The sequence below is a fragment of the Candidatus Methanoperedens nitratireducens genome, from assembly GCF_900196725.1.
GTDB lineage: Archaea > Halobacteriota > Methanosarcinia > Methanosarcinales > Methanoperedenaceae > Methanoperedens > Methanoperedens nitroreducens_A.
This window is the reverse complement of record NZ_FZMP01000211.1, coordinates 1-12,897: the sequence shown is the minus strand read 5'-3', so window position 1 is coordinate 12,897 and position 12,897 is coordinate 1. Positions and strand designations below refer to the sequence as shown.

The following is a 12,897-nucleotide window of genomic DNA, read 5'->3' as shown; positions in this document are numbered from 1 at the left end:
TTATAGGTTAGCTGGCGAAGTCAGGTTTAATAAAATCATATTCCTTTGCATGACCTTTTTCAGCATAGAAGACCTATTTTCATGAGCATGAATAATTTCTGAATAATACCGTAATATTTATTAATCAGATAGTTTATGCATTATACCATAAAGTAAACGAATGAGTTGTCAGCAACAAAGTTTCTGTGACAGTGGTATAGTCAGTTATAACAATTTCACCCGAAAATATGGCGTGATGGCATTCAATAATTTGGGTAAATACATGCCGACTGATTATATAAAGGGTAGAATAAACAAAGAAATAATAAAAAAGGTGGGAGATAAAAATATGAAGCAAACATATAAAATACTGATATCAGTATTTGTAATACTGATATTGATATCAACGAGTATAGCGACTAAACCAACACCAGATCCATACGAAGATTGTAGAAGTTGTCATACTACGAACGTTGAAGGAAGACATCAATATTTTTCAATAATAGGAAAATATGCCTGTGAGGATTGTCATCCTTTTATCAACAATTTAATGATAACAGAAAAAGATTGTAAAAATTGTCACAATGGAACAGCGTTCTGGGCCAATCCTGATCTAAATCCTGGAAAACCACTTCATATACCAGCAAGTATAACTGTTGCATCTCCAAAAGGAGATATTTGGCCAAGAGGGACTACTCAGACAATCAAATGGAACTATACAGGGAATCCAGGGCCTAATGTGACGATTGAATTACTTAAAGGAGGATTATTAAATCAGAATATAGTATCAAGTATAATCAAAGGAACTGGTGGTAGCGGTTATTATAATTGGGCGATTCCTAAGTCAATAGAAATAGGAAACGATTATCAGGTGAAAATAAGAAGTATGGTAAGTACGACAAATAATACGTATATGAATACCAGTAATGATTTCACCATACAAATCAAGTAAAACAGATAGATGAGAACTTAGCAATCATGAGGACTGCCCCCCCCGTCCTAAAGGGAGCACGGAAAAGCGAATGTGCGCCTGAACGTGAGAATAGCCTCACTTAACATTCAGCAGCAAGTCCAGCCCCCTCTCATTCAGTCTGCAATCCTCCCCTTCCACCTCTGCATAGCACATCTCCACAAGGTAATCAAGCTGGAATTTCAACTGCGATTCGGAAAGCCCGAGTTCTTTCATTATTTCTTTTTTCGTCCTCCCGAAAGCGCCGATATATTTGATCATCTTCCTCCGCAGTGGGTTCTCAAGCGTTTTGAACATCAACTGGTGCTCGTGCGGCGTTCGCGTCTCGCAGGCATCGGGTTCTGGCGGCAATGATTCAATATCGTCCTTCATTTATCTCACCCATTCTTCATTTTTGCGGGTCTTGACTTATACCTTTTGTGCGCCCTCGTTATCCCCAGCTTCTTGATACCTCCGATAGTGCCAAGGTCGGTGCCGTCAAGCAGGAACGCCCTGGCTTTTTCAAGTTCGATAGCATGGCTTGCAAAAACAGGACCGAGAAGCTCTTCATGCACGGATTCATTAAACGGTATCCCGCCACTCAGTTCATTGAACGCAGGCATTATTATGACCTCAGGGTCAACCCATTTTATATCGCCGTAATGTTCCAGGATGGCTTTTTCTACAAAACGCGTGCGTATCCATACAGGCTCGGAGAAAGCGTGACCCAGCGAATCCGTGAACCTTATTGCCGGGTGGTTGTGGGACATTACGACATGGGGTGCTGCAAGCAGTTCCTTGTTCGGCCATGTATGACCGTGGAAATAGCCTACGCCGTCAAGCACAAAACCCCTCATATCGTGTACAGTTACATTACCGGGAACAAGGTACTCTATGTCGCCGTCATGGTTCCCGGGCACGATATCAACAGGTGCGCAGGCAGCCAGGTCTTTCAGGAATCCGGGGACTTCCTGTCTTTCCTGCCATGATGTCCTGGGAATGTTATGTTTTATGTCTCCAAGAAGCACGATCCTCCCGGGATTTACTGCCTTTATATAATCGCAGATGCGGCTTTTCCGTTTCTCTATCTGGCTCGGGATGCTGATGCCGCTTGAATAAAGGTCCCATTCGATACCCAGATGGATATCCGCGATTACAAGCGCCTTGATGGTGTTCTCGACAACCAGTGCGGGCTCATTTAACAGGGGATTTAACGTAACCATAACCGACGCCCCGGTTAACGTGGCGTGCACCTCCGGTAGCACAAAACATATCAAACTTTCCGCAGCACCCCGATCTTTGGCTCATAGCATCTGCCTTCATCCATAAGGTCTTTAATACTTGCTTCTACCGAATCGGCATCAATTCCTGCCGATATTGCGGTTTCGACTACCACGGCATAAGGAATGCCTTTTCCCGTATCCAGTTTATCGATTATACCTGCGAGTACCTCTTTTGGTTCTATTTTTTCATTGATCTTCTCATATGTGCTGTGTTCACCTGCCGGCTGTACATACGTAGATGCGCCTGATTGCAGGTTTGATGCCTCTTCGCTCGCTTTCTGTTCCTGCCTTTTCTCCTTTTCAGGAGTTCCGGTTTTAACTATCTCGGATAAGACCATCTCTACGGCCCGTACCAGCGCATTTTTAAGCTCCGATAAAAACCTGTCCAGGTTTTTATAATGCCCTATAGCCCTTACGGCGCCGTCAGCAAGTACAGCATTCGTTCCCTTTTTAAGTAGATAATCTTTCAGTTCATTTCCGGACAGTTTTGAGCTTAATGCATCCTCCATTATCCTGATGCGCTCAAGCGTCCTTTCGGCAGTATCCAGCACCCACCTGTCCCTTAATATCTCATCGGCGTAGTTCAGTTCTTCAGGTCTTATCGATGTATATACACTGCCGTCCTCAGGCTCGTATTTCCTTGCTTTGCCCACAACAGAAACATAGGCAGGCACGTTCAGCTCGGATAAGAAAATAGCAGCTTCAGGCTGGTACTGTCCTGCGTACACTGTGAACACGCCTGTCGGGTCGGCTATGCGCGCTCGCCAGAGATTGTTCTCTGCGCCGATGTTCTCGACTTCGGTAACAACGCCAACGACAAAAAGGCGGTTGCACCTGACACCGGTCGGGGTGATAATATAGTTCGGCGCCCTCTCATCGCCTTCACTGTGGTACAGGTTCGACCTGTTGAACTCAAAGGCAAAAATGCGCCATGCAACTTCCCTGTCGATTATATTTTCCATGGCATACCCCCGAGCAGTTCTTTTGCTTTTTCCTTAGTAGTATCGGGGGTTTCCAATACTTTACTTGCCACAAGCGTTACACCGAACTCACCCTTTGACATATTGCCTCTCACGGTCAGCATTTTCCCGAGAAGTTTCTTTTTGACCTCCTCTTCAACAGCACTCTGGGACATTGCAGCCTTTGCAATCTCCTTTGCTTGCTCAATAGTAAAGCCGCAAATCTGCTGCGTGAGTCCTGCATCAAGGACAAGCGTCAGCGCGCCGGTCCCGTCGTCGATTATGGCTTTTATCCGCATATCCGCTTTTTCATTTACCTTCCCATGTACGCGGCATATGCCTTTCTGGATGACCCGTGAACATTCAGGACATCGTGATATCAGACCTGAACCCGGTCTGATAGAAAGGATATTACCTTCGATCACTACGTCAAACGCCCCTTCTTTTTCAATAAGGTCCCCTATCATGACCCTTTGCTGCTCTTTATACTGGAGCTTCTTTTCAAGCTTTATTACCTTGCAGTTATCATTTATATGAAGTGTGGGAACCCCGCGGAATGAGCGCACGTAAGCGTTATCTACATCTATCGTATTACCGGCTTCAAGTTCAGGCAGTATCACCCAGGCTGTAAAAGGAATTTTTGTATCATCATCGGCACCGATGCCGTTCAGGATTTTTTTGATGCCGTCTTTTATGTTTATCTCGCGGGGTTCGATGCTCAAAATCGTGAGAACCGTATGGACGCTGACATCCCCATCCTTTAACTCTGATAGTTTCTTCTGCAGGCTCTCCTGTGCCATCACAGCTCCGCTCTTGAGTTTTGTGACTTTTGCTTTATTTCCGATATTTATTTCGGGTCTGTCCTGCCAGTTCCTCACGTAAGCCTGTTTGATATTGATGGTATCTCCGGCATTTAAGCCGAAATCCTGCCATGCTGTAAAACCTCTGGCTGCGGTCTCATCCCTTACGACCCCTGAAAAAATCACTTTTTCAATGTTTTTTATGTTAATTGTTTTTTTATTTATTTCCAGAACCAGTACGTTCACTTCGATATTACGGTCTCCTATCTCAGTATCCTGGAGTTTACGTAATATACTTTTCTCTGCCCCGCCGTATTTCTTGATCAGGCTGCGCTTCGCTTCTTCTATCGGTACCCTGTACTCAAGCAGTTTTCTTAAGTCCGCTATAATGCTGCCTTCGTCTATTTCGTTATCAAGCGCCCTTTTTATATCTTCGACGTGGGGCGCAAATTCACCTTCCATAATGCCTCCATGCGACCGGTGGAATAGTCGTTATATGGTAAGTAATAGGTGAAAAATCCATCGGACGATAATTTGTTATTCGAGAAGTTCAAGAATCTTTTTCTCGTCCAATTCGGTTATCATCTCAAGTTCATCCAGCTTCCTGACAATGCTATTTACCAAGATCCACAACCTCGTAGTTCAATCCTTCATCCTCAAGCCGGTTGAGCAGCGAAGGAACTTCCTCATCCACTGATACCACAAGGGAGGAAAGACCATGAAATGCGGCCTCCACAACTGATTCTTTTGCGCCAAAGAGAATATTGGGTTTGATCTTTATCTTCCGAAGAGCTGTCAGTGCCTCGACACCTATCGCAGCGATATACGGCTTATCCTGCGAGTATTTTTTCAGCGTTTCGTAATCCACGCTGCGGGAGCCGCCCCTCTCTACCCTGGGTACTTTGCAGATGGTTATATTGACCTCAGGCAGGCGAATCATCCCTTTTAAGTCCGTCACCCCGACATCTTCCCCCGGCTTTGCATCCGATATTGTAATACCTGTAACATCACCGTCCCCGGAACCGGCGTACAGCAGCCCTTCATCCATTCTGAGAGAGACCCGCTGCCCCTTATCAAATCCTTCCTCGGCAATTGCAGTAGCTACTGAAACGTGGCTCACGATATCCTCCATGACGAAACGCGCGTACTTTTTAAGCTCCATCGCCCGCTCAAGTACCCATTCCACCCCTTTTTTTGTAACGCGATAGCGTACGCGTCCATCAGAGAATAAAAGCCCTTCCATGACCAGGTCTTTGATATACTCCGAAACCGCCTGCGGGGTTATGCCTATCTTATCCGCAATCTCTTTCTGCCGCACATCAGGCTGGTGTGCGGCTATTTCGACAAGTATCTGGAATCTGGTGCTGTCTTTCTTGCTCCGCAATATCATTCGGTTTCTCCGATCAGCTCAATCCTCTGTCCTTTTACTGTCAGGATTGGTGATCGTTTCGCCACCCCGCGGATAAACATAATACTCCTGTCCACTACCCGTTGGAGGCCGTTCATCGACTGGTTGCCTCCCACTACTTCTTTCTCAATAACATCAAGGTACTTCCTTATTTCGTTATCACTCTTGAAAGTGATCATAATGAGGTCGCTTAAATCCTCAACCGTACACTGGAAGTTGACACTCACCCGGGCGTATGACGAATGATATTCTTTTTCAGGCTTTTTACCGGGTTGCGGCATCCGCCATTTGCTCTCGACCATTCCGCTTTTTTTCAGTACATCAAGGCTGTCTGCTACTTTAAGCTCTACTTCTTTTTCCAGTTCCTCTTCGGTTTTCCAGTCTTTTTGTAAAGCATCGAAAACTTTCTTGTGGGTCTCTGAGCCAAAAGCGCGGAGGAGCGGGACGATATCCGAAGGTTCATTAATAATACGTGTTCTCTTACCCATGGATGACATCACTCACTTAACAAGTTCTAATTTCTCAATTCAAATCTCTATATTGTGTTCTAAAGGGATAAACGTTTTGAAGAAAACTATTTAAATAAATGTATTTATCTAAATATATTTATGCTGCCTATGGTAAGTAATGTTACTATTATACCTGCCAGTATAACGCCTGCAAATATTGCAAGAAAAGCGTTCCTGGATTTGAAACCGAAAACAAATGCTGCTGAGCAGCCGGTCCAGGCACCTGTTGCAGGTAATGGTATGCCTACGAATATGGCAAGACCGATCGACCCGTATTTTTCAAATTGGGCGCTGTGCTTATGACGTGTCCTGTTAAACAGCCACGTGAAAAAAACATCCCCTGCCCTCCACCGCCGCAGGAAATTCGATACCGGTTCAAGATAGAGGAGAAGCGGTATCACAGGCAGCATGTTGCCTGCGACCGAAAGGATAAACGTGGTAAGAGGGTCTAATCCGAATGTAAATATAGCTATTGGGATTGCCCCTCTGAGTTCAAAAATCGGCAGGGCGGCAATTAGAATTACAGCCAGTTCTTTTGAGCCAAATATATTTAAGAGCGTTGTTTCAACGGTCATTTCTATTTCTTATTGGCTCCGCACAATATAAAATGAGCTATCAGAGCCTCAAGCTGGATACGTTCGTTCGCCCCTTCAGCCATCCTGAAATCCACCTCTCCTATGCGGTCGATGAGGTCAACCTTCAACCTGTCCGGGACAGTCATATCGAGCATGGCGCGATATATTTGCCCTATGATATCCTCGCCGGAAAGTCCCTGCTCGATCAGCAGGTAATCCAGTTTTGCTCTGGCTTTCATGAAATTGCCCTCAAGAGACAGTTTGATAAGCTCCACCACTTCTTCAGGCTTTGCAGTGGCGGTTGTCTTGTATATAGCATCCATATCCACTGTTTTATCCAGCATCGCAGCCGCCTGGAGGGCATTGATTGCCCGCCTCATATCCCCGGCTGCCACGTACCTTATAGCCTCCATACCATCGTCGGTGAGGTTCACACCTTCTGTTTTGGCAATATATCTCACTCTCTCTTCAACTGCTGCGCTGGAAATCGGTTTGAACCTGTAGACCGCGCACCGCGACTGGATGGGCTCGATAATTTTTGAAGAGTAATTGCATGAAAGGATAAAACGGCATGAACTTGTGTATTTTTCCATTGTTCTCCGGAGGGCGGATTGCGCATCAGAGGTAAGGGCATCAGCCTCATCAAGGAAGATTATCTTGAATTCCGCTTCGCCCAGGGGTGCAGTCCTGGCAAAGTTCTTTATCTTGTTCCGCACGACATCGATTCCGCGCTCGTCGCTTGCATTAAGCTCCGTGAAGTTGTTAGCCCATGCTTCCCCAAAAAGCTCACGCGCCACACTGATGGCGGCGGCAGTTTTTCCAACGCCCGGCGGTCCTGAGAACAGAAGATGCGGCAGGTTACGTGACTGGACATAGGATTTAAGGCGCTTTATGACTTCATCCTGTCCCACGATGTCGTCCAGCCTTTTCGGGCGGTACTTCTCGATCCAGATTTCTTCTTTAAGCATGTAAACCTTAATAAGGAGGAGGTATTATTTAAGTTTCCTCTCGGAGTATCCGATAGTTACTTTTGGTTTCACTCACCCGTTGGTACCACCTGGAAGCCGGGTAGTGCGAAAGTATTATCATACTAAGTGCATATAGGTAAAAACCACGATTTTAATGGCCCCCGTATCCGGGGTCTCTATCCGGAGAAAAAATGCCTGTAAAAGAGAAAGAACCGCTTATAATGCACCCGCGCCCAAGCTCGATTGTGGCTGCGCTGTACACCCTGCGAGACCTTGATACCGACGTCGTTATACTGCACGGACCCCCCGGATGCAGTTTCAAGCATGCCAGGCTGCTTGAGGAGGATGGGATGAGGGTAGTCACCACTTCCCTTGATGAGTCTGGTTTTGTTTTCGGAGGGCACGATTCGCTGGTCGAGGTGCTTGAAAAGGTCATAAAACGCTTTAACCCGAAGCGCATAGGCATAGTGGGAACATGCGCAAGCATGATAATCGGGGAAGAGCTTCATGAGGCAGTGACCGAAGTCCAGCCCGATGTGCCGGTAATCGAAGTCGAAGTCCATGCTGGCTACAGGGATAATACAAAAGGTGTTATCATCGCGCTTGAGTCGGCGCTTGCAGCCGGGATCATAAGCGAAGCGGAATTCGAGAGGCAAAAATCGCTCCTGAAAGAAGCCACAATGGTCGAGAAACGCCATGGTGCTGCTAGCAAGGAGTACCTGGAACCCAATCGCGGAGATTTGAAATTCAGGGTAGCTGAAAGATTGCTTGAACTGATGAAGCAGGGGAAGAAGGGGCTGAATATACTCAACGCCAAGAAAGAAACTGCTTTCATGTTCGCCGATATCAATCTTGCCGTCGCTCAGACAGCCGAAAAGCTGGGTGTCAGTTCCAGTATTGTAAACATGGCGAACCTCGACGTGAACGTGGGTCTCCCCAAGAACAGGAGAAATGCCCGCGAGATTAAGGATGAGCTGACGCAGAAAGATATGAAGATCCATCACATCATAGGAGGGCTGGATGAGTATCCCATAGCCGGGAATAATGCAAGCAGGATAATCGGTGAAAAATATCAGGATTTCGATTTTGCTGTAATAACAGGAGTACCGCATGCGCTTCCCATGGATAATATGAAGAACATGGAACTTTTTTCCATCACGAACGGCCCGCGCCAGGTAGTGCCGTTAAAAGAGATGGGGCACAAGCATGTAGTTGTGGAGATAGACCTGCATCCCAAGACGCTGGGAGTGAATCATATCGTTGAATCAGAGTTCGGGGCAACGCTGAGGGAGCTGGCAAAAGATGCCTAAGCAGATAGCGATATACGGGAAAGGCGGCATCGGCAAGTCAAGCACGGCGTCCAATGTAGCTGCTGCATGCGCGGACGAGGGCTATCGGGTCACCATAATAGGATGCGACCCCAAGAGCGATTCCTCAATCACATTGTTGCGCGGAAGGCGCATCCCCACGATCATGGATTTAATGAGGCAGGGCGAGGACATAAAAGAAGAGGATATCGTTTTCAGCGGATATAAAGGGGTAAAATGTGTGGAGATAGGAGGTCCTGAGCCCGGCATAGGCTGTGCAGGCAGGGGAATCATTGTTGCAATAAGCCTGCTTAAGAAGATATCAAAAGCCATCGAGGATACAGACCTTGTGATATACGACGTACCCGGCGACATCGTGTGCGGCGGCTTTGTTGCACCGGTAAAGAAAGGGCTTGTGAACGAGGCATACGTGCTTACATCGGGTGAGTACATGCCGTTGTACGCAGCCAATAACATTTGCAAAGGGCTTTCGCGGCTGGAGATGACGCTTAATGGCGTTATCTGCAACTCAAGGGGCGCACCGAACGAAGAGACCATAGTCGGCGAATTCGCAAAGGAGATAGGGAGCAGGTTGCTTGCATTCATCCCCAAGGATGTTCTGGTGCAGACGTGCGAGAGGGAGGGATTCTCTGTTATTGAAAAGGCGCCGGATTCTACAATTGCTGGCGTTTATCGCAAACTTGCGCAGGCTATAATGGCGGAAAAAGAGGCGCAAATCCCGAAGCCGCTGGATGATAAAAGGCTGAGGGAGCTTACAAGGATATAGAAACATGACCGACATGCTGGACATCCCCCGAATCCTCATAGCAGGAGACCGCTCCTCAGCCGGGAAAACAACCATTTCTATTGGCATAATGTCTGTATTGCGGGATATGGGCTACAAAGTCCAGCCCTTCAAGGTCGGGCTTGATTTCATTGACCCAAGCTATCATACAGAAGTAACAGGCAGGCATTCCCGCAACCTGGACGGCTACCTGATGACCGAGGATGCCGTCCGCGAAGTTTTTTCTCATGCAGCGGAGGGCGCGGATATAGCCATCATCGAAGGGGTGCGCGGGCTTTTCGAAGGGCTTGAAGCAACAAGCGATATCGGGAGCACGGCACAGATAGCGAAGATACTGGAATGCCCCGTAATACTTACGATTAATGCAAGAAGCATCACACGGAGCACGGCTGCCCTTGTTTCAGGGTACAAATCATTTGATCCTGAAGTAAATGTCATAGGAGTAATCCTGAATAACATAGGAAGTTCAAGGCACGGTGAAAAGGCGAGGAAAGCGATTGAGATCTATACAGGTACGCCTGTTATCGGTGAAATCCCGCGCAACGACTCTATGAAGATATCAATGCGCCATCTGGGTCTTATCCCGGCGCTTGAAGGAAGGAGGCGGCTGGCTGATTTTGATGAGAATATGGGGAGGATTAAGAACATCATTAAAGAAGGGATTGATATTGACAGGTTCATATCCCTGGCCCGGTCGGCACAGGCTCTTATAATGCCGCAAGAGAGCATTTTTAAACCGCGGGCGAATGGAAACAAGATACGGATAGGGGTAGCACTGGACGAGGCGTTCAATTTCTACTATCGCGATAACCTGGAACTGCTTGAGCTTGCTGGTGCAGAGCTTGTTTACTTCAGCCCTGTGAATGACAGCGCTCTTCCGAAGGTTGATGGACTGTATATAGGCGGCGGCTACCCTGAACTGTTCACCCGGGAGCTTGAAGATAATGTCTCAATGCGGGAATCCATCAAACAGGCATCGGCAGAAGGAATGCCGATATATGCGGAATGCGGGGGGCTTATGTACCTTACGCAGGAGATCAAGACCGATGTATCAGGAAGCGGGAATTACCATATGGCTGAAATGAAAGGCGGGACATTCCGGATGGCGGGGGCGGTCCCGGGAAGGACTTTGATGGGGCACAAGCGGGTCGTGAGCTATAACGTCGGCGGATTTGTAAAAGATAACGTGATCGGGAAAGCCGGGGCAACGTTCATTGGACATGAGTTCCACCACTCTGAGATCGTTGACCTGCCTGAGGATACTACTTTTGCTATCAGGCTAAAGCGCGGGACAGGTATCAAGGGCGAACTTGACGGCATACTTGTGAAGAATACCATGGCTGCATATGCACACCTCCATGCAGCCTCGTATACTGGTTTTGCGAGGGCTTTTGTAGATTTTTGCAGGGCTAACGGTCAATAGTAGAAATTAAAAGATGTCCCGCTTATCAATGCGGTTATACTATAGTGCAGCCTGCAACGAATCTCTGCTTCGGGTTGTTCAGTTGCGCGATAAGCAACCTGTCATTTTTGCTGTACGCAATATCCTTTTGCGTTGTAAGAACGACATCACATTCCGAGCCCGGTGATGCCTGTGTCGCATCCTTGCCCCCTACTGCAATGCTGCTGACTGTCGCAGGCATATCCTGTAACCCTGCGAATACATGGACTGCATCGCCTACGCCCAGCGGCAGCGTGAATTTAGAGAGGCGGCATTTTAGATTGAACTTTGACGATGTCTCTTCCTTCTGCGATATTATGTATCCCCTATCGAATTCCTTTGACTGCACACCTTTTAGCGCAAGACCTACCCGTGTACCTGCAGATGCGGTTTTCATGTCCACGTCGTTGCTCTGGATAGAGCGTATCTCAGCCGGGCGGCTTATCGGAAAAACGGTAAGGCTGTCATGCATCTTGATGGTGCCCTGGGTAACGACTCCGAGCACCACGCATCCTATGCCCGTCACATTGAAGAAATGATCCACCATAACACGGGGTGGGAGACCGTTCAGGGCTGCGTTGGCTTTCTTTGTTTCTTCTCCGAGTGCGAATATTTTCTCCTTGAGCGCTTCAATCCCCTCAAACGTGGTAGTGGAAACAGCGATAGATTCCCATTTCTCAAGGTTCGTGCCTTTCGTGATGGCTTTTATCTTCTCAGCAAGTTCGGAGAGCGCCATCGGGTTTGATTTATCGGACATTGTTATCACGAACAATCCCCTCTTGTTGCCAAGCAGGTCAAGAGCCACGATACATTCCCCTACCTGGGCATTGAGCCCGCCTGAGGGTACGCAGACAAGTGCGATATCCGAGAGGTTTATCGCGCTGATGAGCGATTTCAGTGAACCGGGATAGCCGTTCGCATCCACAAAAGCATATATGTTGTCTCCCTTTACGAAATTGTATAGCGTAATATCGGACTCCGTACCCTTCTTTCCGAGCTTCCCTGCAAGAGCTGTCCTTCCTGACTTCTCGCTGCCTATTATCGATATGTTTGCCATTATGGAACTCCGGGTTATAATATGTTTTAACCTATATGAAACTGGCGTTTTTCTACATCACCATGAATTGTTTTCGTGAGTATTTGTAAGGATATCAATCTGTAATTGTCTCCCCCGGCGGGATTAACTCGGCCCCATTGCGTTGGTCCCATTTAAATAAATAATAGCCTCTCTCATCAAGGTAAACAAAGGTATTGTAATTACCTTCCTCCCGGGTCCAGGAACCTGTATTCAGGAATAACCATTCGTGGTCTTCTCCGGTCCCACCGGGCTTATATGAGCGTATCTCAGGCATATGCGTGTGACCGAACACTATATTCACATCCCAGCCTGTTTTATCTTTAGCAACGTTATAGTATTTTTTATCTATTATTGTTTTTATATCTTTGTACTTCGGCTTATCCGTGAGAGCATTCCCAAAGATTGCCCAGAATTTATCCTGGAAATATGTGAAAAGCCTTGGAATCGACAACAGGAAGGAAATCACTGTAAAAGCCCACATGGCATCATTTTTGAATCTTAAGTACAGGATGAAGAGCATAACAAATGCTGCTACTATAGACCAGCCATCAGGTTTGAATATCTTTGAAAACACATTTGATATTTTTGAGATGAAGGTAGGTATGCTGGCTAAAGGTCCGAGGCTAATAAATAACTTATCGAACTGCTGCCCGTGGATGAAGAAATACTTGTACTCTCCGACCTGTAAGAATCCTTTTACTTTATCTTCTGGATTTTCTGGGTAATGGCGGTTTATTATAGTGAAGTTTGAGTTATTGATTCTAAAGGTATTTTCCTAAATTCCCGTTAAATTAGGCACTATATAAATTACCCAACTTTACCCCAAACTTCTGACA

At 46.8% G+C, this 12,897-nt stretch carries 14 protein-coding genes; 4 read left to right on the top strand and 10 right to left on the bottom strand.

What is annotated here, in order from left to right; all coding sequences use genetic code 11:
- The first annotated feature begins 235 nt into the window (after positions 1-235).
- On the top strand, positions 236-931 hold the full coding sequence (locus MNV_RS15350; protein WP_179294019.1) for a Ser-Thr-rich GPI-anchored membrane family protein: 696 nt from the start codon (positions 236-238) through the stop codon (positions 929-931).
- Positions 932-1,027: 96 nt separating this feature from the next.
- Here the strand turns inward: MNV_RS15350 and MNV_RS15345 are convergent, their stop codons facing one another.
- From MNV_RS15345 to MNV_RS15310, 8 genes are all read right to left on the bottom strand, one after another.
- Entirely contained in the window at positions 1,028-1,321 is a 294-nt protein-coding gene (locus MNV_RS15345; RefSeq protein WP_096206823.1) for a helix-turn-helix domain-containing protein, read from the bottom strand.
- Positions 1,322-1,326: 5 nt separating this feature from the next.
- Entirely contained in the window at positions 1,327-2,151 is an 825-nt protein-coding gene (locus MNV_RS15340) for a metallophosphoesterase (RefSeq protein WP_096206822.1), read from the bottom strand.
- Positions 2,152-2,201: 50 nt separating this feature from the next.
- Positions 2,202-3,173: an RPA family protein gene (locus MNV_RS15335; RefSeq protein WP_218838047.1), complete on the bottom strand. Its 972-nt coding sequence runs from the start codon at positions 3,171-3,173 to the stop codon at positions 2,202-2,204.
- The gene (locus MNV_RS15330; RefSeq protein WP_096206821.1) at positions 3,161-4,432 is read right to left on the bottom strand and encodes a Single-stranded DNA binding protein; all 1,272 of its coding nucleotides are present in this window, start codon (positions 4,430-4,432) and stop codon (positions 3,161-3,163) included. Before MNV_RS15330 ends, MNV_RS15335 begins: the two co-directional genes overlap by 13 nt.
- 151 nt (positions 4,433-4,583) lie before the next feature.
- Positions 4,584-5,360, bottom strand: a complete 777-nt coding sequence (locus MNV_RS15325; RefSeq protein ID WP_096206820.1) for a DUF7839 domain-containing protein — start codon at positions 5,358-5,360, stop codon at positions 4,584-4,586.
- Positions 5,357-5,866: an ArsR family transcriptional regulator gene (locus MNV_RS15320; protein ID WP_096206819.1), complete on the bottom strand. Its 510-nt coding sequence runs from the start codon at positions 5,864-5,866 to the stop codon at positions 5,357-5,359. The genes MNV_RS15325 and MNV_RS15320 overlap by 4 nt, the downstream gene beginning before the upstream one ends.
- Positions 5,867-5,970: 104 nt before the next feature.
- Positions 5,971-6,462 carry a COG2426 family protein gene (locus tag MNV_RS15315; protein WP_096206818.1) on the bottom strand — a complete coding sequence of 164 codons (492 nt, stop codon included), beginning with the start codon at positions 6,460-6,462 and terminating at the stop codon, positions 5,971-5,973.
- Between the two features lie 2 nt (positions 6,463-6,464).
- Entirely contained in the window at positions 6,465-7,430 is a 966-nt protein-coding gene (locus MNV_RS15310) for a replication factor C small subunit (RefSeq protein ID WP_096206817.1), read from the bottom strand.
- A 191-nt stretch (positions 7,431-7,621) separates the two neighbouring features.
- Between MNV_RS15310 and cfbD the strand changes: the two genes are divergently transcribed.
- The 3 genes from cfbD to cfbB are packed head-to-tail and all read left to right on the top strand — an operon-like array spanning position 7,622 to position 10,965.
- Entirely contained in the window at positions 7,622-8,740 is a 1,119-nt protein-coding gene (cfbD, locus tag MNV_RS15305; protein WP_096206816.1) for a Ni-sirohydrochlorin a,c-diamide reductive cyclase catalytic subunit, read from the top strand.
- Positions 8,733-9,524: a Ni-sirohydrochlorin a,c-diamide reductive cyclase ATP-dependent reductase subunit gene (gene cfbC / locus MNV_RS15300; RefSeq protein WP_096206815.1), complete on the top strand. Its 792-nt coding sequence runs from the start codon at positions 8,733-8,735 to the stop codon at positions 9,522-9,524. Before cfbD ends, cfbC begins: the two co-directional genes overlap by 8 nt.
- A gap of 4 nt (positions 9,525-9,528) precedes the next feature.
- Positions 9,529-10,965, top strand: coding sequence for a Ni-sirohydrochlorin a,c-diamide synthase (gene cfbB, locus MNV_RS15295; RefSeq protein ID WP_096206814.1), 1,437 nt, complete (start codon positions 9,529-9,531; stop codon positions 10,963-10,965).
- Between the two features lie 34 nt (positions 10,966-10,999).
- Here cfbB and MNV_RS15290 read toward each other — a convergent pair whose 3' ends face one another.
- Together MNV_RS15290 and MNV_RS15285 are read right to left on the bottom strand one after the other, a co-directional pair.
- The gene (locus MNV_RS15290) at positions 11,000-12,040 is read right to left on the bottom strand and encodes an EF-Tu/IF-2/RF-3 family GTPase (RefSeq protein WP_096206813.1); all 1,041 of its coding nucleotides are present in this window, start codon (positions 12,038-12,040) and stop codon (positions 11,000-11,002) included.
- A 94-nt stretch (positions 12,041-12,134) separates the two neighbouring features.
- Positions 12,135-12,635 (bottom strand): hypothetical protein, encoded by a 501-nt coding sequence (locus tag MNV_RS15285; RefSeq protein WP_143311827.1) that lies wholly within the window; start codon positions 12,633-12,635, stop codon positions 12,135-12,137.
- Positions 12,636-12,897 lie beyond the last annotated feature (262 nt).